Raw genomic sequence first — 21,118 nt, 5'->3', positions numbered from 1 at the left:
AGGGCGCGAATCACGGGTACTTCCGTTCCAGAGCGTCTCGGACAGTGCCCTCACAGCACATCACCGGAATGTGCGGAGATCGTACGAGCGTGGGATGAGAAGCCCTACGGGGCCCTGGGGCCGGCCGTCCGTCGGACCGGGACCCTGGTCCTGGTCCGGTTTCGGCCCTGGGGCGGAGCCGGGGTCTGCGGCGTGCTGGGACAATGGCGGAAGGCATCTGCCGGCGGACCGTCCGGCACCACAGCGGAGAACAGCGATGAGAGGACCACCATGGTGACGCGTCGCAGCACCGTGCCGACCCGTCAGGCCCTGCGCTGGCGCCTCTTCCCGCCGGATGTCGACGTCCTGCCGTGGACCCGCAACGACGCCCTGCTGACCGTCGGCGCGGCCGTCGTGGACCTCGTCGGATACACCATGTTCCCGCAGGTGACAGGCGCGCCCGTGTCAGGTTTGGGAGTCCTGCTACTGACGGTGTCCGCACTGCCGCTGCTCATGCGGCGGCGCTTCCCGCTCACCGTCATGACCGTCATCCTGGTGCTCGGCGCGCTGCTGAACCTGACGGCGCCCATGGAGCAGCACTTCGGCGCCGCCCTGGCGGTCGCCCTCTACTCGGCCGCCCGGGCCGGCCGTCCGTGGGCGACGGCTGCCCTGACGATCGGCACGGTCGGCGTCACCCTGCTCACCCCGGGCCTCACCGCCCCGCGCAGCTTCCTGCACGTGACCAGCGCCTGCCTCTCCGCCTGCCTCATCGTCGGCACCGCTTTCGCGGTCAACCGGTGGCAGCAGGAGACGGAGGCCAACCGCCGGCTCCTCGCCGACCGGGCGGTGGCCGAGGAACGCCGCCGCATCGCCCGGGAGCTGCACGACGTCGTCGCCCATCGCATCACCACCATGCAACTGATGGCGGGCGGCGCCCGCGCCAACCTCGACCACGACCCCGGTGTCGTCCGCGAGGCCCTGGTCACCCTGGAGGGGTCGGGGCGGCTGGCCCTGCGCGAGATGCGGCAGCTCCTCGACGTCCTGCGGGCCGACGAGGACACGGCGGCCGACCGGCACGGCGCCCCCGAGGCGCCGCAGCCCGGCCTGTCCGACCTCGACCGCCTGATCAAGGAGTCCCGGCAGGCCGGACAATGCGCCGAGCTGACCATGGACGGGGATCCCGGACGGCTACCCCCGGTGGTCGGTCTCACCCTCTACCGGATCGTCCAGGAGGCACTGGCCAACGCCCGCAAGCACGCCGGGCCCGACGTCCCGGTGGAGGTCCGCCTCAGCTGCCTGCCGGAGCGCGTCCGCGTGTCCGTCACCGACGGGGGCGTGCCGGACGGCGCGGAGTTCGCCCCGGCCCCCGGCACCGGCTCCGGATACGGTCTGATCGGCATGCGCGAACGGGTCGCCCTGCACGGCGGCACGCTGAAGGCCGGCCCACTGCCCGAGGCCGGCTTCCAGGTCGTGGCGAGCCTGCCGCTGTAAGCTCCGACGGGCACGGACAAGGAGAGCTGACCGGTGAGTGGGAACGACGCCACGCACGAGGCCGTGGAGGACGCTGGCGAGCGGACGATCCGGGTACTGATTGCGGACGACCAGCCGCTCGTGCGGCGCGGGCTGGCCCTGATCCTCGGCCCCGACCCGGCCGTGACGGTGGTCGCCGAGGCCGAGAACGGCGAGCAGGCCCTCACACTCGCCCGCGAGCACCGTCCCGACGTCGTGGTGATGGACATCCGGATGCCCGTGCTCGACGGGGTGGCCGCCACCGAGCGACTGGCCCGTGACCTGCCCGAGTGCCGGGTGCTCGCTCTCAGCACCTTCGACATGGACGAGTACGTGGTCGCTGCCCTGCGCGCCGGCGCGTACGGCTTCCTGCCCAAGGACAGTTCCCCCGAGGACCTGGTGGCCGCAGTCCGCACCGTCCGCGCGGGCGAGGCCGCCGTCGCCCCCCGGCTGCTGACCCGGCTGATCTCCGCCTACGTCAGGACCGATCAGGGCGCGCCCCCGGGCCGTCGGCCCGCCGCCGAAAACACCGTCGATCTCACCCCGCGCGAGGTGGAGGTCTGGCGCCTGCTGGCCACCGGCCTGGACAACAACGAGATAGCGCGCGCCATGGAGATCAGCGTCTCCACCGTCAAGAACTACATCACCAGCATCTTCAACAAACTCGGCGTCCGTGACCGGGCGCAGGCCGTCATCGCGGCATACGAGTCGGGCCTGGTGGCGGCCCGGCAGCCGGCCGCCGATTTCGACTGCTAGGAGCACGACCCGACCTCACCGCGGACCACCGGAAAACGGGTATGTCGGGAGAACTGCGCGACGTCTTCGACGCGCTCCTCTCAGGGCCGTCCCGTAAACCCTGGTGGATCAGCCCACCCGACCCGACAGGACCCGGCAGTCATCTGTGGAGGCCGCGCCTTCTCGTCACGTACGGGCCCCCGCGTGGATCTGCGCTGCCGGGTCTCCACGGTGTTGTCCGTTGCCTGAGTCCTTGACGACGAAGGAAAGGGGCGGAGGGCTTGGCTCCGTGGGAGGGCGTGCGCTGGCAGGCGGTGGCCAACTCGCCGTATCCGACCTATGCCATCGACGGGCGACGGAGCGCGGGGTGCAGGCCGCCCTCGCCCATGCCACCTACTTGGAGGCGCTCACCGACGAGGATCGATCCGAAGGCGTACGTCCGGGGCTTCCTGGAACGGAACTTGGCGGCGGCCGGCGAGCGGTTCGGCGGCCGGCCCGCGGTGGCCTTCGAGCTGTTCCACCGGAACCAGTACAGCAAGCGGAACAACGAAGTTCACTACCGCTGAGCCGAGGAGAACCGCCGCGGACGCACTTGATGCTGGCAAAACTTGAGGATTGTTCACTTTCCATTGACACGACGGGCCCCGGGGCTCAAAAGTGTGCGGTCAGCGATGCCTCCGACAGCCCTCACCATCGGGGGCGTCGGCGTCCCGTGCCCCGCGACCGAAGTGAGCCCGCATGACAGCGCCCGTACCCGAGTTCCCCGCCGGTTTCCTCTGGGGAGTCTCCGCTTCCGCCTTCCAGATCGAGGGCTCGCTCACCGCCGACGGCAGGGGCCCCTCCATCTGGGACGCCTTCACCGAGGAACCTGGGCGCATCCGGGACGGTTCGCACGCCGACGTGGCCACCGACCACTACCGCCGCTACCGCGAGGACGTGGCACTGATGGCCGAACTAGGCGTCGGCGCCTACCGGTTCTCAGTTTCCTGGTCACGCGTCCAGCCGGACGGCCACGGCCGGGTGAACCGCAAGGGGCTGGACTTCTACGACCGGCTCGTCGACGAGCTGTGCGCCCGCGGGATCGCCCCGGCGCCCACCCTCTTCCACTGGGACACCCCGCTCGCCCTGGAGGAGCAGGGCGGCTGGCTCAACCGCGAAACCGCCGAACGCTTCGCGGCGTACGCCTCGGTCGTCGCGCAGCGGCTCGGCGACCGCGTCCCGATGTGGATCACCATCAACGAGCCCGCCGAGGTCACGCTCCTCGGATACGGCCTCGGGGAACACGCCCCCGGAAAGCGACTCGTCTTCGACGCCCTGCCCGCGGCCCACCACCAACTCCTGGCCCACGGCCTGGGGGTCCAGGCCCTGCGCGCCGCGGGCGCCCGCGGGATCGGCATCGCCGCCTCGCACAGCCCCGTGTGGACCGACGGTGAGGGCGACGCCGACCGCGCGGCGGCCGAGCTGTACGACACGCTCACGAACCGCCTCTTCGCCGACCCGATCCTGACCGGCGCGTACCCGGAGGGCTTCTCCTCGCTCCTGCCCGGGCCGGTGACGGAAGACCTCAAGGTCATCTCCGCCCCGCTGGACTGGTACGGCGTCAACTACTACAACCCCATGCTCGTCGGCGCGCCGCGGGCGACGGCCGCACCCGCGGACTTCGGTGGCATCGAGATCCCGTCGGACCTCCCCTTCGCCATCCGGCAGCCCGAGGGGTACGAGCGCACCGACTTCGGCTGGCCGGTGGTTCCGGACGGGCTGCGCGAGCTGCTCGTCACCCTGCGCGGACGCTACGGCAACCGGCTGCCGCCCCTTTACATCACCGAGAACGGCTGCTCATACGGTGACGGACCCGATCCGGCGACGGGCCGGATCGCCGACGCCCGCCGGATCGCCTACCACGCGGGCCACTTGAACGCCCTACACCGGGCGATGGCCGAAGGCGTCGACGTCCGCGGGTACTTCATCTGGTCGATCCTCGACAACTTCGAATGGGCGGAGGGGTACCGGCAGCGGTTCGGCCTGGTCCACGTCGACTACGACACGCTGGAACGGACCCCGAAGGACTCCTACGCCTGGTACCGCGACGTGATCAAGGGCGGCAGGTGACCGTCGAGCGCACGGCGGCGGAGACCTCCCACCCGGTCGGCGGGCGGTGGGTGAGTGCGCTGTCCCTCGCCAACCTCGGCGTCTGGGTGGGATGGTTCGGGCCCCTCCAGCTGCTCCTGGCCCGCCAGGCGGAACAGCTCACCCCGCACCACAAGGCGTCCACCCTCGCTCTGGTGACGGGGGTGGGGGCGGCCGTCTCGATGGTCGCCAACCCGGTGTTCGGGGCACTCTCCGACCGTACGACCGCGTCCGTGGGCCGGCGCATCCCCTGGGTGGTGGCGGGAGTCGCGGGCGGCGCGGCCGGACTGCTCGTGCTCGCGCGGGCTTCGAGCGTCGCCGTGGTGATCGCGGGCTGGTGCCTGGTCCAACTCGCCCTCAACGCGGCCTTCGCGGCCCTCACCGCGGCGGTGCCCGACCAGGTCCCGCCCCGACAGCGTGGCCTCGTGGGCGGCTGGCTCGGCGTCTCCCAGGTCGGCGGCATCCTGGCCGGCACGGCGCTGGCCACGGTCGCGGGCGGCATCGCCGCGGGCTACCTCGCCTGCGCGGCCTTCTCCGTGCTGGCCGCCGTCCCGTACGTGGTGATGCGCCGCGACGCGCGCCTCTCCCCCACGGACCGGCCCGCTTTCTGCTGGAGGACCTTCCTCACCGGCTTCTGGATCGACCCGCGGCGCCACCCCGACTTCGGCTGGGCCTGGATCACACGGTTCCTGATGAACCTGTCGTACTCCGTCAGCACGATGTACCTGCTGTACTACCTGACCGACGCCGTGCACTACGAGGACGACCCGGACACGGGGGTCCTGATCCTTACGGCGCTCAACGCGCTCACCCTGCTGTCCACCGTGGTGATCAGCGGCGTCCGGTCGGACCGTACGGGCCGGCGGAAGGCGTACGTGATCGGATCGGGGCTGGTGATCTCGGCGGCCACCGGGCTGCTCGCCGTCTGGCAGACCTGGACCGGCGCGATCGTCGCCTCACTCGTCCTCGGGGTCGGCTTCGGCGTCTACACGTCCGTCGACTTCGCCCTGTTGACGGACGTGCTGCCGACCGCGGAGGACCGGGGCAGGGACCTGGGGGTCATCAACATCGCCAACGCACTCCCGCAGGTCCTGGCTCCGGTGATCGCCGCCCCGGTGGTGACCCACTTCGGCGGGTACGCCTCGCTGTACGGGCTCGCGGGCGCACTGGCCCTGGCGGGGTCGGTGCTGGTCCGCCGCATCCGCGGGGTCCCGTAGGGCCGGCCCGCCCCGTGCGCCCGCCGGGGACTGCGGGAGGGCCCCGGCAGATCCCGACATTCCGGCACCCCGGCCCCCCGGCCCCCGCCCCCGCCCCCGCCCCCCGGCAGCAAGCGGTGCCACCGGAAGGGTCCGGTGGCACCGCGGCTCGGCACTGCTCAGGCGTTGATGCAGATGGTGCCGGCGGCCGGGTTCAGCAGCCCGGCGGCGCCGGCCCCGTTGCCGCAGACGTTGATCGGCATGTGGATCGGGAACTGGACCACGTTGCCCGAGAGGACGCCCGGCGAACCGATGGCTACGCCTTCGGCCGTGGCATCGGCGGAAGCGGAACCGATCCCGCCCAGCGTCGCACCGACAACCAGACAAGCCGCAACGGCCAGCGTACGGATCTTCATGTGGGTCTCCCATCGAATGAGGGTGTGCCGGGCCATCCCATACCACCGCCCCGCGAACCGGACCCATTCACCCGCCCGTGGGCCGCGTCCGGATCCGAGCCATTCCGGTGGGAGAGCCCGGGCGGGAGGGGGTCGGGACGTCGAGGCGCGACGCTCCACCGCGGGCGCCGTGACGCACGGGAGAGGGAGCGGAACGCGCCACGTCCGCGCGGGGGCCGTGGTGGAGCGCGGGGCAGCTACGTAATGTCACATCGCATGACTTTCTTACGGTGTACCGCGTCCGTCGCGGTCCTTCTCGCCACCGTCCTCCCCTTGGCCGCGACCACGCCCGCGCACGCGGCCGGCGGCCCCTCCTGCCGCACCGCGGTCTCCGCACCCCTCGACGCGGAGCAGGCCCGGCTCGCGGACGCGCGGACCACGGCGCTCGTCGAACGTGCCGGGTTCGAGGAGTTCGTACTGCGCTTTCCCGCCGCGCTGTGCGGGGTCCGGAGCTCCACCGAGACCGAACGGCTGCTCGACGGCTGGGGCGAAGCCCTCTGGCAGGCCGCCGTACGAAGGGCCCAGGGACAGCGGCCCGGCGGTGACCTTCCGGTCGGGGACGACCGGCCGCTGTACTGGACCCGGCTCGCCATGACCACGGCGCTCGCCCGCTGGGAACCGCCGTTCGCCGTCGACCGCCGCGCGCTGCGCGCCCGCTTCGAAGACGCCTCCCGCGGGCTCACGGACAACGCCTTCCGTACGTCGCCCGGCGTGCGGCGCGTCTTCATCAGCGGCTTCGACCCCTTCGGCCTCGACGCCGAGCTCCGCCGCGCGAACCCGTCCGGTTCCGCCGCACTCCAGCTCAACGGCCGCCGAATCACCCTCGCCGACGGCAGCCGCGCCGAGATACGCGCCGTCACCCTTCCCGTGCGGTACGCCGACTTCGACGCCGGCATGGTGGAGCGGGCGTTCGCACCGCGGTTGGCTGGCGGCTCCGGCGCGGCGGACGTCATCACCACCGTCAGCCAGGGTTACCCCGGCATCTTCACCCTGGAGGCCTGGGCGGGCCGGTCGCGGTCGGCCGACCCGTACCCCGACAACACCGGCTCCCTCTCCGGCGGCACCCGCGAGCACCCGGTTGCCGCTCCCGACCTCGGCCCGGGCCCGGAGTTCATCCGGACCACGCTCCCGGCCGACACGGTCACCGACTCGGTCCGGACGCCGTACCCGGTGCTCCTCAACACCGCCGTCACCGAGATCCCGGCGGGCGGCACGACGCCGGTGGACCGCTCCGACGGGCCGACGACCGGCTCGCGGGCCGTGGCGGGCGGCGGGGGCGGCTACCTCTCCAACGAGGTGGCCTACCGCTCCAACCGGCTGCGCGGGGAACTCGCCCCGCACCTGCCCGGCGGCCATCTCCACACGCCGGTCCTCACCGGCCTGCCTGCGGACCCGCGCCTGCTGACCGGCCCCGAGTTCGAGCAGAACGAGAACGCCATAACGGCGGAGGTGCGCACCGTCCTCGAACACGTCGCCGCCCGCCCGTAGGTCCGGCCCCCCGCCTGCCGGGTCACAGCCCGCCCAGGAACTTCCGGACCGCCGCGGCGAAGCCGTTCGGGTCCCGGAGCTGGACGAAGTGGTCCGCATCGACGGCGGCGTACGAGGTACCGGGCCGTCTGGAGACCATCGCGTCGGCCTGTTCCTGCGGGAGCACCTGGCTGCGCCGGCCATGGACGAGCAGCGCCGGGCAGTCGCTCGCGAGCCACTGCGCCCAGTGGTCACCGTGCACCGCGTCCTCCGAGTCGACGGTGTCCTGCGGGTGGAACGGCAGCCGCCAACCTGCGCCTTCGGCGAGCGGGCGTAGGGCGGGCCCGACCATGGCGCCCAACGGGCCGCAGGCGGCGATGAGTTCCTCCCGGGTCGGCGCCTTGTAGGGGAAGCCGCGCACGAAGGCGAGCGGGCTCGGCTCCGTGCGCGGCACATCGACCGGGGCATCGACGTTGATCAGCGCGGCGACCAGGTCGGGACGGGCGGCGGCCAGGTGGTAGCCGTTGATCCCGCCGAGGGAGTGCCCCAGGAGGACGACGGGCCCGTCGAGGGCCAGGTGTTCCAGCAGGGCGATGAGGTCGGCGACGTACCCCTCCCGGCCGTAGGCGGCAGCCCGGTCCGAGTCGCCGTGGCCACGCTGGTCAGGAGCGATCACCCGCCATTCCTGCTCCAGTTCGGCCGCCAGGGCGGCGAAGGACACGCCTTCGGAGAGGTGTCCGTGCACGGCGAGCAGCGGCCGGCCGGGGCCGCCGAAGTCCAGATAGGACAACACACGCCCGTCGAAGGTCAGTTCACTGCGGAAGGCCTGCGCCTGCTGGTTCATCACACATCTCCTGGACGTGCGCCCGAGGTCGCCGCGCTCGGGCGCGTTCGGTCGTTCTCGCTCGACCAAACAGACCATACAAGCGTATAGATCGCTTGCACAATACAAATGTATAAATCCATCCCCGAGCCTTGGTGGCCCCGGCCGAACCCCGTGGGTCTCACCCTCTGCGACCGAGTGGGCTCCCGAAGTGCGCGCCGCACCATAGGTGCGCAGGATGAGGTACGGGACCAACGTGACCTGGATACCTGGGTCCCGCACCCGAGAGAGAGGCGGCGCGATGAGTAGCACGCCGGGTACTACGCCGAGCAGCAGCGCCTGGGCAACGGGCGGCACGATGTTCGCCGGTGTCCTGATGCTGGTGGTCGGCATCTTCGGAATCTTCGAAGGCATCGCCGGCATCGCGGAGGACGAGGTCTACACGCGGGTCGGCAACTACACCTTCGAGTTCGACCTGACGGCCTGGGGCTGGATCCACCTCATCGTCGGCATCCTCGTGGTCGTCACCGGCGCGGCGATCCTCAAGGGTGCGAAGGCCGGACGGATCGCCGGCATCGTCCTGGCAGCACTGTCCGTCATCGCACACTTCATGTGGCTGCCGTACCAGCCGCTCTGGTCGATCATCGCCATCGGCATCGGCGTGTTCGTCATCTGGGCCCTGTGCAACGACGTCCCGGACACCGAGGCGGCCCGCACGCGGCCCTGACGGCGCGGCGGGCCACCGGATCGGCGCCGCCGATCCACGCGCGGTGGACCACGCCCCGCCCGGGCCGGGTTCCACCGCTTCGGTCGAAGTCGATCGGCGTGCCGGCCCCAGGGTCCGGCACGCCGTCACCCCGTCACGACGGGTGCGCTCCCAGGTTCTGCCACAGGAAGGTGTACGCGAGCGCGTGGTTGGCGGCGGCCTGTTCGTTGTCGCTGGCTCCGCCGTGGCCCCCTCCGGTGTTCTCGTGGAAGAGCACCCGGTGCCCCAGTTCCCGCAGCCGGGCGGCCGTCTTGCGGGCGTGGCCGGGGTGGACGCGGTCGTCCCTGGTGGAGGTCATCAGCAGCAGGGGCGGGTAGGGCCGGTCCGCGCAGAGGTTGTGGTACGGGGAGATGGCTTCGAGGTGGCGGCGGTCGCCCTCGTCGTCGGGGTCCCCGTACTCGGCGATCCAGGAGGCCCCGGCCAGCAGGCGGTGGTAGCGGAGCATGTCCAGCAGGGGCACCTTGGCGACGACCGCGCCGAAGAGCTCCGGATACCTGACGAGCATGGCTCCCATGAGCAGGCCGCCGTTGCTGGCGCCGGTGATGCCGAGCCGGTCGGGGGTGGTGATGCCCCGGGCGGTCAGGTCGGCGGCGACGGCGGCGAAGTCCTCGAAGGCCCGTACCCGGTTCGCTCCGAGGGCCGCCCGGTGCCAGGCGGGGCCGTATTCGGCGCCGCCGCGGATGTTTGCGACCACGTACGTGCCGCCGCGCGCGAGCCAGGCGCGGCCGGTCAACGGGCTGTAGTACGGGGTCTGCTGGTCCCGGAAGCCGCCGTACCCGTACAGCAGCGCGGGTCCCGGCCGGCCCTGGCCGATGGGGTCGGCGGGGCCGACGACGAAGTACGGCACCCGCGTGCCGTCCGCGGAGGTCGCGAAGAACTGCCGAACCGACAGCCCGCGCGCGTCGAAGCGCGTCGGGGCCTGCTTGAGCGGCTCGGCGTCGCCGCCGATGTGGCCGTAAGTGAGCGTGGAGGGCTGGAGGAAGCCGTCGACGTTGAGGAAGTACTCGTCGCAGAGGTCCGGATCGGTGTCCGTGACGGTCGCGCAGGACAGCGGTGGAACGTCCGCCAGGGGGCGGCGGCCCCAGCCGTCCGAGCCGGGGGTGAGGACCTCGATACGGGTGGCGACGTCGGCCAGCGTCTCCAGGACGAGGTGGTGGCGGGTCCAGCTGTGCCCGGCCAGCGCGGTGCGCTCGTCCGGCGCGAACAGCACGTGCGCGGTGCGGTCGCCGTCGAGGAAGGCGTCGAAGTCGAAGGCGAGGAGCGAACCGGCCGGGTGCCCGAGCCACGGGGTCTTCGGAGTGACGATCAGCCATTGCCGGTGCGCGTACTTCCCGGCGTCGTCCGGCACCTCGATCTTCACCAACCGGCCGTCGGCGGTGAGCAGGTGGAGCTCGTCGTGGAAGAAGTCGCTGCACCGGGAGACGAAATCGCGCTCGTACCCGGGGGTCGCATCGTGCCAGCCGGAGGCGGACACGTCCCCGGCCTCGACCTCGAAGACGACCTCGGCGTCCGCGGGATCGGTGCCCCGGCGCCAGCGCCTGACCGTACGGGGGTAGCCGGAGGCCGTCAGCGAGCCCGGCCCGAGGTCCGCGCCGAGGAAGACCGTGTCCTCGTCGATCCAGCCGATCCGGGTCTTCGCCTCCGCCACTTCGAAGCCGCCCTCGACGAAGGCCCGTTCCTCGACGTCGAACTCGCGGATGACGACGGCGTCCGAGCCGTCCCGGGACAGCTGGACCAGCGCCCGCCGGTAGTCCGGGTACCGCACCCGGGCGCCGGCCCACACCCATTCCTCGCCCTCCGCCGCGGCGAAGGCATCGACGTCGAGGAGGACCTCCCAGGCGGGATCGTCCTTGCGGTACTGCTCCAGCGTCGTACGCCGCCACACGCCCTTGGGCCGGTCCGCGTCCCGCCAGAAGTTGTAGAGGAACGCCCCGCGGCGGACCGTGTACGGGATGCGGTCGGCGTCGTCGAGAACCTCGCGCAGCTCGTCGCGCAGCTCCTCGAAGCGGGGGTCCCGGGTGAGTTCGGCGGCGGTCTCGGCGTTGCGTTCGCCGACCCAGGCCAGCGCGGCCTCACCCTCGACGTCTTCCAGCCACAGGAAACGATCTTCAGCAGTCACACCATGATTGTGCAGCCCGGCGGGACCGGCCGGAGCCACCTCCGGCGAAGCGTGGACGCGGGTCGCGGCTGCGGGTCGCAGGTCGTGGACAGCGACGGGTCACGCCGACAACGGCCGGTCATGGGCGCCGACGGGGGCGGGCAGGGCCGTCGAGCCGGTCAGGTACCGGTCCACGGCGGCGGCTGCCGCCCGTCCTTCGGCGATGGCCCAGACCACCAGGGACTGCCCGCGCCCGGCGTCACCGGCCACGAAGACGCCGTCGGGCCGGCGCAGGGACGGCTGGGGCGGCGGCCGGCCCCACGAGGGGGCCTTGCCCGCACGGGGGGTCCGGGCCCATGGCGGTGGCTGGCCTGCGGACCGTGCCCCGCCCGCCGCGGGGCCGTCCGCAGTGGGACCACCGGTCGAGGGGCCGCCCGCCGGGCGGGCGTCCGCCGGTCCCCGCTCGCCGATGGCCGCGAAACCCGCGTCGCGTGCGAAGTTGCCCCGGGCGTCCAGGGTGAGCCCGAGCTGCTCGCCCAGACCGCAAGCCCGCTCGGGACCGGAGAAACCGAGCGCCAGCAGGACCAATTCGGCCTCGATGACCCGCTCCGTGCCGGGCAACGGTGTCCTCCCCGTCGGCTCCACCGCGCTCAGGTGCAGGGCGCGTACCCGACCCGCCGCATCGCCTTCGAAGTGCAGGGTCGCGCTGGCGAAGAGCCGGGGGTCGGAGCCGTGGCGGCCCCGTGCCTCCTCGTGGGCGTGGGAGATCCGGTACACCTGCGGGTGCACCAGGGGCCACGGCTCGGCGTCGGACCGGGCCGCGCCCGGCTCCGGACGGATGTCCAGCTGGACCACCGACACCGCCCCCTGCCGCAGCGCGGTGCCCAGGCAGTCCGAGCCGGTGTCCCCGCCCCCGACGATCACCACGTGCCGGCCCTCGGCCGTCACCTCGGGAGCCCTACGGTCGCCCTCCCCGACCCGATTGGCGCCGATCAGGTAGTCCATGGCCTGGTGGATGCCGCGCAGCTCACGGCCCGGGACGGCCAGCTCCCTGCGTTCCGCGGCCCCGACCGCGACCACCACGGCGTCGTGCCGCCGTCGCAGGTCGGCGGCATCGACCCGGCCGCCGATGTCCGCGTCCGTACGGAAGAGCGTGCCTTCGGCGAGCATCTGGGCGATTCGCCGGTCCAGGTGGGTCTTCTCCATCTTGAACGCCGGTATGCCGTAGCGCAGTAGTCCGCCGATGCGGTCGGCCCGCTCGTAGACGACCACGGTGTGCCCGGCCCGGGTCAGCTGCTGGGCCGCGGCGAGCCCGGCCGGGCCGGAACCTATGACGGCGACGGACTTCCCGCTGAGCCGGTCCGGCGGCACCGGCGAGGCGTACCCGCGCTCCCAGGCCTGGTCGGCGATCGTCTGCTCGACGTTCTTTATGGTCACGGGGTCCGCGTTGATCGCCAGTACGCAGGAGTCCTCACAGGGGGCCGGACAGAGCCGCCCGGTGAACTCGGGGAAGTTGTTGGTCGCGTGCAGCCTGTCGGACGCGGCCCGCCAGGCACCGTGTGCGGCGTACGCGTTCCACTCGGGGATGAGGTTGCCCAGCGGGCAGCCGCCGTGGCAGAACGGCACCCCGCAGTCCATGCAGCGGTTCGCCTGCTCGGAGACCAGGGGCAGCAGGGTCTGTCCGGAGTGCACCTCACGCCAGTCACCGAGCCGCTCGTCCGCGGGGCGGGCCGGGACGGGGTTGCGTGGCGTCCTGAGGAAGCCGTACGGGTCGGTCATGCACCGCCTCCCTGGCTCTCGGGCGGTTACGGCGTTCAGACCAGGCTACGCCGCCACCGCCGCGGGTTCCCTGCGGCCGGGCGCCCTGACCGGCGGTACTGCCGGACTGTCGATCGGGCGCTCACCACGCGGAGCGCGTCTGCGCGACCAGGGCCCGCGCCCCGGCCACCGTGGCCGTGAGCGCCTCGACGGTGGTGCCCGGAGCCCCCAGCAGCCCGCGGACGCGCGCGCCGAAGTCGGGCGGAGCCCCCGGCAGGGTCTCGGCGACGGCGAGCGCGCCCTTCTCGTTGAGGCACCAGCGCCGTTCCGCGGCGAACAGCGCCTGCACCAGCACGCCGACGGCCCGGGACAGGCACAGCGAGACGTACAGGGCGTCCGCCCGCTCCGCGCCCTTCGCCGCGCCCTCGACGAGGAACTCCGCCTCCCAGGCCCCTGCCGTCAGGGCCTCCCGCAGGGGCTCGGGATACCGCGCGGTCCGCCGCCGCAGGTCCGCAAGCTCGCCGGTCGGATCAGCGAGTACCCGGCCCAGTGCGACCTCGCCCGGATAGCAGGGCGACCAGAACCCGAGCGGGTGCCCCGCCTGCACGCCCACCTCGTACCGGCCCTCGCGGCACTGCCCCCACACCTGCTCGACCCGGTCCAGGTCCCGCAGGATCCAGTCCACGGCGATCCCGTCGACCCGCAGCCACGCACCGCCGTTCACCCACGGCCCCCAGCCGCCCGGCCCGGCCACGTCCACGTCCGGCCCGGCGAGCGCGCGCAGCGCATCGACATCGAGGTCGCCCCGGTAGTAGACGCCGAGGTCCCAGTCCGATCCGGGCCGGTGCTCGCCCCGCGCCCGGCTGCCGCCGAGCAGCACGCCGACCACGCCCGGTACCTGGGCCAGACGGTGCGCCATGTCCTTGGTGATCATCTCCACGCGGCGAGTCTTGCACCGGGCAACCGGCCCTGGCCAGCCGTTTCCGGCCGGCCGGTCCGAGCCGACTCCACTCCGGCCGCCTACCGGTCGCCTGCCGGCCGGGCCCGGCCTCCCGTACGGGCCGGCCGGCGCCGCTCCACTCGTCCTCGTGCACGGCGGCGGCTCCACCGGCGCCGTCCGGTTCGCCCACGCGGAAGCATCGGCGTCCACCCGGGCTGGGCGTACGGGCTTGCGGGGCGCGGGATGCTCCTGTGGATGTCAGTCCAGGTCGAGGTGGTACGCCCCCGCCTGGGCGTCGGCGAACAACGTGAACTGGACCCGGGGTCCCGGTTCGCCGTGTTCGTCGCCGTCCACGTCCGGCTCCACCTCCACCGGTTCGGCGTCCACGAGGACGTACTCCCCGTAGCCCTCGAAGTCTCCGGGGCCGTCCGCGACTCCGATGTGGATCGGAGTCTCCTCGGGCAGCCCTGCCAGCACCTCGCGGAGCCGGCCGGCGGTCCACACCTGCGGATTGTGATCGAACATGTCAGCCATGCGGTGACACTAGAACGCCGGAGGTGCACCGCGGCCACGGCACGCCGGACGGTTTCGCGCATCCGGGGCGAGTCTCACCCGGAGTGCGTCCAGAAGTCGTCCAGGTGTGCGTGGAGGACCTCCCGCGCCTCTCGGGGGGTGAGGTGGCCGATGAGGACGTGCGCGGTGAGGCCGTCCGCGAGGGCGAGAAGGGCGCGGGCTTCGCGCTGCGGATCGAGGGGCGCGGCGCCCGCGGCGATATCCGCACCCTCGGCGGTCCTCGCACCCTCGGCGGCTTCCGAGACCAGCCGGCTGAACACCTCTTGCAGGGCTGCGTAGCTCGCCTTCAACGTTGCGGCGAGCGGCTCGCTGACCGCCGCCTGTGCCACGAAGGCCAGCCAGACCCGGGCCTCGGCCCGGTGCTCCTCCCGCAGCAGTGCGACCTCGGTGACCGCGTGGCCCAGTGCGGTACCGGCCGACTGGGCCGGACTCCTGACGAGGCGGGCCCGTACGCGCTCGCCGATGCGTTCGCCGACGTACCCGAGGGCGAAGACGAGCATCTCGTCCTTGGTGCGGAAGCAGCGCTGTACGGCTCCCATCGACACCTGCGCGCGGGCGGCGACGTCGCGCAGGGTCACGCCCTCCAACCCGCGTTCGTCCGCGAGGCGGCAGACGGCCTCGGCGATGAGGAGGCGCCGACCCTCGTGATCCACCTGCCTGGGCATGCCCGATCTCCTCCCACCAGCTGCGCACCCGCGCGGTCCGCGTCTGAACGGACTTTATGCGATGCACTTGCATCGGTTCACGGGTTAGGGTTCCGATGCAAGTGCATCGGAACTTGGAGGGGAGGGGGTTCACACCATGCGGGATCCCTTGTGGAGGATGACGGCCGGCGCACAGGCCGAGGCCGTACGCCGGGCCGACGTCTCGGCGGTGGAACTGGTAGACAGCCATCTGGAGCGCATCGCGGAGGTCAACCCACGGGTCAACGCGGTCACCCAACTATTGGCGGAGCGCGCCCGCGCGGCCGCGGCGCACACGGACCGGCTGCGGGCCACCGGCGCGACGCTGGGGCCGCTCGCGGGCGTTCCGTTCACGGTGAAGGAGACCACGGCCGTCGAAGGCGTACCGACCACGTTCGGTTCCGAACGCTTCCGCAACCTGGTGGCTGAAGCCGACGCTCCGCCGGTGGCACGGCTGCGCGCCGCCGGCGCCATCCCCATCGGCCACAGCAACGTACCCACCCTGATCCTCGCGGGGATGCACACGCGCAGCGAACTGTTCGGCGACACGGCCAACCCCTGGGACCGCAGCCGGACCCCGGGCGGCAGCAGCGGGGGCGACGCGGTGGCCGTGGCCACGGGCATGGCGGCGCTCGGGCTCGGCAACGACTCCGGCGGATCGGTGCGGATCCCGGCCCAGTTCTGCGGCGTGGCGGGGTTGAAACCGTCGACCGGCCGGTTCCCCGCGGACCACCGCGCGTTCGGCCCGGAGGACCCCGGTCCGGCGTCCCAGATGCTCGTGACCGACGGCCCGTTGGCGCGGACGGTAGGCGACCTGCGCCGTGCGTACGAGGTGCTGGCCGGGACCGATCCGCGCGACCCGCGGGCCGTACCGGTCCCCCTGTACGGGGCCCCGTCGCCCGGGCCGCTGAAGGTCGCCGTCGTGACGGACCCCGGCGGGCAGGGCGTCCACCCCACGGTGCGCACGGCCGTCGAGACCGCCGCCGGCGCGCTCCGGGACGCCGGATACGACGTGCGCGAGGTGCAGGACGTACCGCGGATGGCCGAAACCCTCGATGCGTACGGCCGGATCACCGCGAGCGAGTTCGCACCGGCCTGGCCGACGGTGCGCACGCTGCTCGGCGCGGGCGGGGACCGCTACATCGGGATGATGATGGAGCGGACCCCGCCCGCGAGCGCGGACGAACTCGTGAGGCTGATGGGCACGTGGCTGAACATCCGCCGGTCCTGGGCCGAGTTCCTGCACGCGTACCCGCTGCTGCTCGGCCCGTCGTTCACGGAACCGCCGGTCGAGCCGGGGTTGGAGTCGCGCGACCTGGCGGGGCGGGACCGGGTCGGATCGGGCATGCGCCTGTGCACCGTGACCAGTTTCGTGGGCGTGCCCGCCGTGGCCGTACCGACCGGGGTCGTCGACGGACTGCCGTGCGGGGTCCAGATCGTCGGCCGCGCGTTCCGCGAGGACCTGTGTCTGGACGCAGCCCAGGCGGTCGAAGACCGGCTGGGCGTCCTGACTCCGCTCGACCCGCGCGGATGAAGCCGACGAGCCGGGGGACGTTACAGGCCTGCGGTGTGGAGCAACCGATTGGGGGTCTCGGCCGGAACGCCGGCCACGGCATCGCGTACGGCCTGTTCGGTAAGCCAGGTACGGACCTGGACGGGCGTCGCGCCCGGGTTCACTGAAAGGTAGAGGGCGGCCACGCCGGTGACGTGCGGGGCTGCCCAGGACGTGGCGGCGGAATCGCTCGTGGCGGTGCCGCCGCCCGCCAGCGCGGAAGTGACCTTGTCGCCGGGGGCGTAGAGGTCCACGCAGCGACCGTGGCCGGAGCCGTACCCGCCACCGTCGCTCCAGTGCCGGTCGTCGGCGGTGGAGGCCGCGACGACGATCGCACCGTGGACGCCGGCCGGCGAGTGGCCGCAGGCGTCGTCGTTGAAGTTCCCGGCCGCGACGACCGTGGGGATCCCGGAGTCGATCATGCGCTGTACGGCGGTGTCGACGCCCGCCGAGCGGCTCGCGAGGTTGAGGGACATGTTCACCACGGCCGGGCGCCGGGCGTGCGCGGTCACCCATTCCACGGCCTTGACGATGGAATCCTCCGACGGGGCCGGCGAGACGTCCTTGGTGTGGGGGCCGCTGCCCTCCTCGCAGGCGATGCCCTGGACGCGCACGAGGCTCGCCTTCGGGGCGACGCCGTAGGTGGCACCGGCGATGATGCCCGCGACGAACGTGCCGTGGCCCAGGCCGCCGCCGTCGAAGCAGTCACCGGCGTCCGGGTCCCCGACGAAGTCGGCGCCGAGGGCAGCCCGGCCGCCGAACTCGGCGTGCTTGACGTCCAGGCCGGTGTCAATCACGTAGACGTGCACGCCCCGGCCGTCCGCACCCGCGGTGAACCTCCCGTCGAGCGGGCGGGCGCGCTGGTCGAGGCGGTCGAGGTTCCAGGGGACCCCGGTGCGCACCACGGGGTCCGCCGCCGCGGAGCCGGACGGCCGGGGGCTCCCCGAGGGGACGTACGTCGGCCGCGGCGCCCCGGTCGGGAACGCGGAGGGCGACACCGCACCGGACCCGCCGGGGGCGGGCCCCTCCTCCGGCGAGCAGGCCGCGGCCCCCAGCGCCATCGCCATCGCCATCGCCACGACTGCTACGAGCATCACGCTGCTGCGCCGGCTTCCCATGACCCGCCCCCTGTCGCCCTGCGGCTTCGCGCCGTCAAGGGTGCAGACGACCGACACCGCCCCGTCGGTTGCCGTACTGCGCTGAGCGGCTCCGGTCTGCCGGAACGCGGGCGCCCGCCGCCTTCGGCCGTGCGGGCCGAGGCCCGGGGGGCCGGCACTCCACGGCGCGGCGCCCGCCCTCCTCGGGCAGGCGCCGCGGCTCACGCGCCGCAGCTCACAGGCCGCGGTGCGGCCTTCGTGCCGGCTTCAGACCGTGGTCGTGCGGGCTCGCGCGAGGATGGCCTCGGTGTCCACGCCCGTCGGCAGGGTGCCGTACGCGCCACCGTGTTCGCCACCCAGCCGGGAGGCGCAGAAGGCCTCGGCTACCGCGCCCGGGGCGTACCGCAGCAGCAGCGACGCCTGGAGGACCAGGGCCATCGTCTCGGTGAGCTGGCGGGCCCGGTACTCGGCCTCGGCCGGATCGGCCAGCTGCTTGTGCAGCCCGGCCACCGCCGCGTCCAGGTGCCGGTCGGCGCCCGCCGCACGCCCCACTTCCCCGAGGAAGGCCTCGACGGTCTCGGGCTGCCTGGCCATGGCGCGCAGCGCGTCCAGGGCGGCGACGTTGCCGGAGCCCTCCCAGATGGACGACAGCGGGGCCTCGCGGTAGAGGCGGGGCATGCCGGAGTCCTCGATGTAGCCGTTGCCGCCCAGGCATTCGAGGGCCTCGGCGGCATGCCCGGGGGCGCGCTTGCAGACCCAGTACTTGGTCACGGCCAGCCCCAGCCGGCGCAGCAGCGCCTCGTCCTGGTTGCCCTGGGCGACGCGGTCCGTGGCTCCCGCCAGGCGCAGCGCGACGGCCGTCGCCGCCTCGGATTCGAGGGCGAGGTCGGCGAGGACGTTGCGCATCAGGGGCTGGTCGATGAGGTTCTTGCCGAACGCCCTTCGGTGGGTGGCGTGGTGGACGGCCCTGATGGCCCCGAGCCGCATCCCGGACGCCGCGCCGAGCACGCAGTCCAGGCGGGTCATGTTGACCATCTCGATGATGGTCGCCACGCCGCGGCCCTCCTCCCCCACCAGCCAGCCGTGGGCCTCGTCGTACTCGATCTCGGCGGAGGCGTTGGACCGGTTGCCGAGCTTGTCCTTGAGCCGCTGGAGCAGCAGGCGGTTGCGGCTGCCGTCCGGCAGCACCCGTGGCAGGAGGAAGCAGGAGAGTCCTCCCGGAGCCTGTGCCAGCGTCAGGAAGACGTCCGACATGGGCGCGGAGGTGAACCACTTGTGGCCGGTCAGCCGGTACGTGCCGTCCGCGGCCGGGACCGCCGTGGTGGTGTTGGCGCGTACGTCGGAACCGCCCTGCTTCTCGGTCATCGACATGCCGGCGATCAGTCCCTGCTTGCTGTCCGGCCGGCGCAGCCCGAAGTCGTACGTGCGGGAGGCGAGCAGCGGTTCCAACCACCCGGCGAGCTCCGGGGTCGCGCGAAGCGCGGGTACAGCGGCGTAGGTCATGGAGATCGGGCAGGAGTGGCCCGCCTCGACCTGGCCCCACACGAGGAACTTCGCGGCCCGTGCGACGTGTGCTCCCGGGCGGCTCTCCGCCCAGGGCGCGGCGTGCAGCCCGTGGCTGACGGCGGTGCGCATCAGCTCGTGCCAGTAGGGGTGGAACTCCACCTCGTCGATCCGGTGGCCGTAGCGGTCGTGGGTGCGCAGCACCGGCGGGTTCTCGTTGGCCACGCGCCCCCACTCCGCTGCCTGTTCGGAGCCGGCGAGGACACCGAGGCGGTGGAGCTCGGGGACGGCCCATGCCGCGCCCTCGCGGGAGACCGCCTCCAGCAGGGCCGGGTCGGCGGCGGCGTCGTAAGACTGGTGCGGTGGTACCTGATTGGTGACCTCATGCGTGTGCGGCATCGTGTCCTCCCAGGGCACGCAGGGTGAAGGTGATCAGGCCGGGGATGACGTCGCCGGGGGCCGCGTCGCCGTCGGCCAGCGGACCGACGAGGGCCTCGGCGATGGCGCCGACGAGCGCGGCGGCAGTCAACTCGGCTGACTGTGCGGGCAGTTCTCCGCTGGTCACGCCCGCTGCGATCTGTTCGGCGTACACGTCGCGGAACGCGCGCCGGAAGACGAGGCGCTCGGTGTCGACGGCGGGATCGGCAGGCTCTGCCAGCAGCGCGAAGGCGCGGCGTGGGGCTTGCAGCGCCCGGTGGGCGAAGGTCTCCACGGCGGCGGCGACCCGCTGCGCTGCGGTGCCCGGCCGGTCCGTCGCGGCGGCCACCGCCTCCAGCTCCCTGGCCACCAGGGTCCGGAAGAGCGCGGCGGCCAACTCGGACTTTCCGGAGAAGGACTGGTACACGCTGCCGGTGGAGATTCCGGCTTCGGCCGCGATCGCGGCGACCGAGCATCCGCCGTACCCCTCGCGGGACAGCAGGCGGACGGCCGCCTCCAGCACCCGGTCGCGCCGGGCGTCGAGGCGGGCCTGCACGGCAGGGGGGCGGCGGTAGGGCATGGAAGGATTGAAGCACTGATTCAATGCTTCACGCCAGGCCTGGACAGCGACCCGGCACGGCCGCCGGGGGCCGTCACCGGTAAGATCACCTCCTCATGGACACAGGCACAGCACACGAGTTGATCGCCGTTCCTCCCGGGCGGGTCACGCTGTCGGACCGGCGGACACAGCGGCGTTGGTCGGTGGACCTCGCGGCCTACCGGATCGCGGCCTTCCCCGTCACTCAGGAGCAGTACGCGGAGCTCACCGGCCAGCGCCCGAGCACCGCCGACGGAGACCGGTTGCCCGTCGAGGGCGTCTCCTGGTGGGACGCGGTCCGGTTCTGCAACACCCTGTCCGAGCGCGACGGGTTCACGCCCGCCTACCACCTCCGCGCCGACGACGAGGACGTCGACTGGGACACCTCCGCCGACGGGTACCGGCTCCCGACCGAGGCCGAGTGGGAACACGCCTGCCGTGCCGGCGCGGCGGGACCCCGGTACGGACCGCTCGACGACATCGCCTGGTACCGCGACAACTCGCAGGAGCGCATCCATCCCGTGGGTGGCAAGCAGCCCAACGCGTGGGGCCTGTACGACATGATCGGCAACGTCTGGGACTGGTGCTGGGACGTCTACGACGCCGAGGTCTACGGCAGCTACCGGGTGCTGCGCGGCGGTGGCTGGTTCGACGAGCACTGGAGCTGCCGGGCCTCTGCACGCCGTCGCAGCCACCCGACGTTCAGGGTCGAGGACGTGGGCTTCCGCATCGCGCGTTCCGTCGCCGGCTGACCGTTCGCCGGCGGGCTGCGTCCCGGTGCCCGGTCAGCAGCCCGCCGGACCGGTCCCCGGTCAGCGGGCCGCCGGCGGCGCGCCCGTGCC

General features: G+C 72.9%; 19 protein-coding genes and 1 pseudogene. 10 read left to right on the top strand and 10 right to left on the bottom strand.

Annotated features, from left to right (window positions below; all coding sequences use genetic code 11):
* Window positions 1-270: 270 nt before the first annotated feature.
* The 5 genes and pseudogenes from ABZZ20_RS02855 to ABZZ20_RS02835 all read left to right on the top strand — a co-directional run bounded on the left by ABZZ20_RS02855 (window position 271) and on the right by ABZZ20_RS02835 (window position 5,567).
* Window positions 271-1,470: a sensor histidine kinase gene (locus ABZZ20_RS02855; RefSeq protein WP_356865998.1), complete on the top strand. Its 1,200-nt coding sequence runs from the start codon at window positions 271-273 to the stop codon at window positions 1,468-1,470.
* Between the two features lie 33 nt (window positions 1,471-1,503).
* Window positions 1,504-2,244 carry a response regulator transcription factor gene (locus tag ABZZ20_RS02850; RefSeq protein ID WP_356865996.1) on the top strand — a complete coding sequence of 247 codons (741 nt, stop codon included), beginning with the start codon at window positions 1,504-1,506 and terminating at the stop codon, window positions 2,242-2,244.
* A gap of 254 nt (window positions 2,245-2,498) precedes the next feature.
* Window positions 2,499-2,789: pseudogene (locus ABZZ20_RS02845) on the top strand (hypothetical protein); the annotation flags it as partial.
* A 172-nt stretch (window positions 2,790-2,961) separates the two neighbouring features.
* Complete coding sequence (locus tag ABZZ20_RS02840) at window positions 2,962-4,332, top strand: GH1 family beta-glucosidase (protein ID WP_356865994.1); 1,371 nt, start codon at window positions 2,962-2,964, stop codon at window positions 4,330-4,332.
* The gene (locus tag ABZZ20_RS02835; protein WP_356865992.1) at window positions 4,329-5,567 is read left to right on the top strand and encodes an MFS transporter; all 1,239 of its coding nucleotides are present in this window, start codon (window positions 4,329-4,331) and stop codon (window positions 5,565-5,567) included. Before ABZZ20_RS02840 ends, ABZZ20_RS02835 begins: the two co-directional genes overlap by 4 nt.
* A 158-nt stretch (window positions 5,568-5,725) precedes the next feature.
* Here the strand turns inward: ABZZ20_RS02835 and ABZZ20_RS02830 are convergent, their stop codons facing one another.
* The gene (locus tag ABZZ20_RS02830) at window positions 5,726-5,962 is read right to left on the bottom strand and encodes a chaplin (protein WP_356865990.1); all 237 of its coding nucleotides are present in this window, start codon (window positions 5,960-5,962) and stop codon (window positions 5,726-5,728) included.
* 255 nt (window positions 5,963-6,217) lie between these two features.
* On the opposite strand from ABZZ20_RS02830, the gene ABZZ20_RS02825 reads away from it, so the two are divergent.
* Entirely contained in the window at window positions 6,218-7,489 is a 1,272-nt protein-coding gene (locus ABZZ20_RS02825) for a pyroglutamyl peptidase (RefSeq protein WP_356865988.1), read from the top strand.
* A 22-nt stretch (window positions 7,490-7,511) separates the two neighbouring features.
* Here ABZZ20_RS02825 and ABZZ20_RS02820 read toward each other — a convergent pair whose 3' ends face one another.
* Window positions 7,512-8,312, bottom strand: coding sequence for an alpha/beta hydrolase (locus tag ABZZ20_RS02820; protein ID WP_356865986.1), 801 nt, complete (start codon window positions 8,310-8,312; stop codon window positions 7,512-7,514).
* 280 nt (window positions 8,313-8,592) lie between these two features.
* On the opposite strand from ABZZ20_RS02820, the gene ABZZ20_RS02815 reads away from it, so the two are divergent.
* Window positions 8,593-9,018, top strand: a complete 426-nt coding sequence (locus tag ABZZ20_RS02815; RefSeq protein ID WP_356865984.1) for a hypothetical protein — start codon at window positions 8,593-8,595, stop codon at window positions 9,016-9,018.
* 133 nt (window positions 9,019-9,151) lie between these two features.
* Here ABZZ20_RS02815 and ABZZ20_RS02810 read toward each other — a convergent pair whose 3' ends face one another.
* The 5 genes from ABZZ20_RS02810 to ABZZ20_RS02790 all read right to left on the bottom strand — a co-directional run bounded on the left by ABZZ20_RS02810 (window position 9,152) and on the right by ABZZ20_RS02790 (window position 15,091).
* Window positions 9,152-11,176, bottom strand: a complete 2,025-nt coding sequence (locus ABZZ20_RS02810; protein ID WP_356865982.1) for a prolyl oligopeptidase family serine peptidase — start codon at window positions 11,174-11,176, stop codon at window positions 9,152-9,154.
* 99 nt (window positions 11,177-11,275) lie between these two features.
* Window positions 11,276-12,934 carry a glutamate synthase small subunit gene (gltD, locus tag ABZZ20_RS02805; RefSeq protein ID WP_356865980.1) on the bottom strand — a complete coding sequence of 553 codons (1,659 nt, stop codon included), beginning with the start codon at window positions 12,932-12,934 and terminating at the stop codon, window positions 11,276-11,278.
* 121 nt (window positions 12,935-13,055) lie between these two features.
* Window positions 13,056-13,847 carry a nucleotidyltransferase domain-containing protein gene (locus ABZZ20_RS02800; RefSeq protein ID WP_356866152.1) on the bottom strand — a complete coding sequence of 264 codons (792 nt, stop codon included), beginning with the start codon at window positions 13,845-13,847 and terminating at the stop codon, window positions 13,056-13,058.
* A gap of 264 nt (window positions 13,848-14,111) precedes the next feature.
* A complete protein-coding gene (locus tag ABZZ20_RS02795; RefSeq protein WP_356865978.1) occupies window positions 14,112-14,387 on the bottom strand; it encodes a DUF6225 family protein in 276 nt (91 codons plus the stop codon).
* 74 nt (window positions 14,388-14,461) lie between these two features.
* Window positions 14,462-15,091 carry a TetR/AcrR family transcriptional regulator gene (locus ABZZ20_RS02790; RefSeq protein WP_356865976.1) on the bottom strand — a complete coding sequence of 210 codons (630 nt, stop codon included), beginning with the start codon at window positions 15,089-15,091 and terminating at the stop codon, window positions 14,462-14,464.
* 136 nt (window positions 15,092-15,227) lie between these two features.
* On the opposite strand from ABZZ20_RS02790, the gene ABZZ20_RS02785 reads away from it, so the two are divergent.
* Window positions 15,228-16,643 (top strand): amidase, encoded by a 1,416-nt coding sequence (locus tag ABZZ20_RS02785; RefSeq protein WP_356865974.1) that lies wholly within the window; start codon window positions 15,228-15,230, stop codon window positions 16,641-16,643.
* 20 nt (window positions 16,644-16,663) lie between these two features.
* On the opposite strand, the gene ABZZ20_RS02780 is transcribed toward ABZZ20_RS02785, so the two are convergent.
* The gene (locus ABZZ20_RS02780; RefSeq protein ID WP_356865972.1) at window positions 16,664-17,566 is read right to left on the bottom strand and encodes a S8 family peptidase; all 903 of its coding nucleotides are present in this window, start codon (window positions 17,564-17,566) and stop codon (window positions 16,664-16,666) included.
* Between ABZZ20_RS02780 and ABZZ20_RS02775 the strand changes: the two genes are divergently transcribed.
* Window positions 17,556-17,864, top strand: coding sequence for a hypothetical protein (locus ABZZ20_RS02775; RefSeq protein ID WP_356865970.1), 309 nt, complete (start codon window positions 17,556-17,558; stop codon window positions 17,862-17,864). The two genes, ABZZ20_RS02780 and ABZZ20_RS02775, sit on opposite strands and share 11 nt — an antisense overlap.
* A gap of 161 nt (window positions 17,865-18,025) precedes the next feature.
* Here ABZZ20_RS02775 and ABZZ20_RS02770 read toward each other — a convergent pair whose 3' ends face one another.
* On the bottom strand, window positions 18,026-19,660 hold the full coding sequence (locus tag ABZZ20_RS02770) for an isovaleryl-CoA dehydrogenase (protein WP_356865968.1): 1,635 nt from the start codon (window positions 19,658-19,660) through the stop codon (window positions 18,026-18,028).
* Window positions 19,644-20,258 carry a TetR/AcrR family transcriptional regulator gene (locus ABZZ20_RS02765; protein ID WP_356865966.1) on the bottom strand — a complete coding sequence of 205 codons (615 nt, stop codon included), beginning with the start codon at window positions 20,256-20,258 and terminating at the stop codon, window positions 19,644-19,646. The genes ABZZ20_RS02770 and ABZZ20_RS02765 overlap by 17 nt, the downstream gene beginning before the upstream one ends.
* A 95-nt stretch (window positions 20,259-20,353) precedes the next feature.
* Between ABZZ20_RS02765 and ABZZ20_RS02760 the strand changes: the two genes are divergently transcribed.
* Window positions 20,354-21,028 (top strand): SUMF1/EgtB/PvdO family nonheme iron enzyme, encoded by a 675-nt coding sequence (locus ABZZ20_RS02760; protein ID WP_356865964.1) that lies wholly within the window; start codon window positions 20,354-20,356, stop codon window positions 21,026-21,028.
* The last annotated feature ends 90 nt before the right edge of the window (window positions 21,029-21,118 follow it).

The sequence above is a fragment of the Streptomyces sp. NPDC006430 genome (assembly GCF_040612395.1).
Lineage (GTDB): Bacteria > Actinomycetota > Actinomycetes > Streptomycetales > Streptomycetaceae > Streptomyces.
The sequence above is the reverse complement of the archived record's forward strand: the minus strand, read 5'-3'. Positions and strand labels throughout refer to the sequence as shown.

Excerpts from the sequence above, each read along its gene's own strand:
- ABZZ20_RS02855 (WP_356865998.1), top strand. The coding sequence starts at position 271 with ATGGTGACGCGTCGCAGCACCGTGCCGACCCGTCAGGCCCTGCGCTGG.
- ABZZ20_RS02840 (WP_356865994.1), top strand. The coding sequence starts at position 2,962 with ATGACAGCGCCCGTACCCGAGTTCCCCGCCGGTTTCCTCTGGGGAGTC.
- ABZZ20_RS02830 (WP_356865990.1), bottom strand. The coding sequence starts at position 5,962 with ATGAAGATCCGTACGCTGGCCGTTGCGGCTTGTCTGGTTGTCGGTGCG.
- ABZZ20_RS02825 (WP_356865988.1), top strand. The coding sequence starts at position 6,218 with ATGACTTTCTTACGGTGTACCGCGTCCGTCGCGGTCCTTCTCGCCACC.
- ABZZ20_RS02820 (WP_356865986.1), bottom strand. The coding sequence starts at position 8,312 with ATGAACCAGCAGGCGCAGGCCTTCCGCAGTGAACTGACCTTCGACGGG.
- ABZZ20_RS02815 (WP_356865984.1), top strand. The coding sequence starts at position 8,593 with ATGAGTAGCACGCCGGGTACTACGCCGAGCAGCAGCGCCTGGGCAACG.
- gltD (WP_356865980.1), bottom strand. The coding sequence starts at position 12,934 with ATGACCGACCCGTACGGCTTCCTCAGGACGCCACGCAACCCCGTCCCG.
- ABZZ20_RS02800 (WP_356866152.1), bottom strand. The coding sequence starts at position 13,847 with ATGATCACCAAGGACATGGCGCACCGTCTGGCCCAGGTACCGGGCGTG.
- ABZZ20_RS02795 (WP_356865978.1), bottom strand. The coding sequence starts at position 14,387 with ATGGCTGACATGTTCGATCACAATCCGCAGGTGTGGACCGCCGGCCGG.
- ABZZ20_RS02790 (WP_356865976.1), bottom strand. The coding sequence starts at position 15,091 with ATGCCCAGGCAGGTGGATCACGAGGGTCGGCGCCTCCTCATCGCCGAG.
- ABZZ20_RS02785 (WP_356865974.1), top strand. The coding sequence starts at position 15,228 with ATGCGGGATCCCTTGTGGAGGATGACGGCCGGCGCACAGGCCGAGGCC.
- ABZZ20_RS02770 (WP_356865968.1), bottom strand. The coding sequence starts at position 19,660 with ATGCCGCACACGCATGAGGTCACCAATCAGGTACCACCGCACCAGTCT.
- ABZZ20_RS02765 (WP_356865966.1), bottom strand. The coding sequence starts at position 20,258 with ATGCCCTACCGCCGCCCCCCTGCCGTGCAGGCCCGCCTCGACGCCCGG.
- ABZZ20_RS02760 (WP_356865964.1), top strand. The coding sequence starts at position 20,354 with ATGGACACAGGCACAGCACACGAGTTGATCGCCGTTCCTCCCGGGCGG.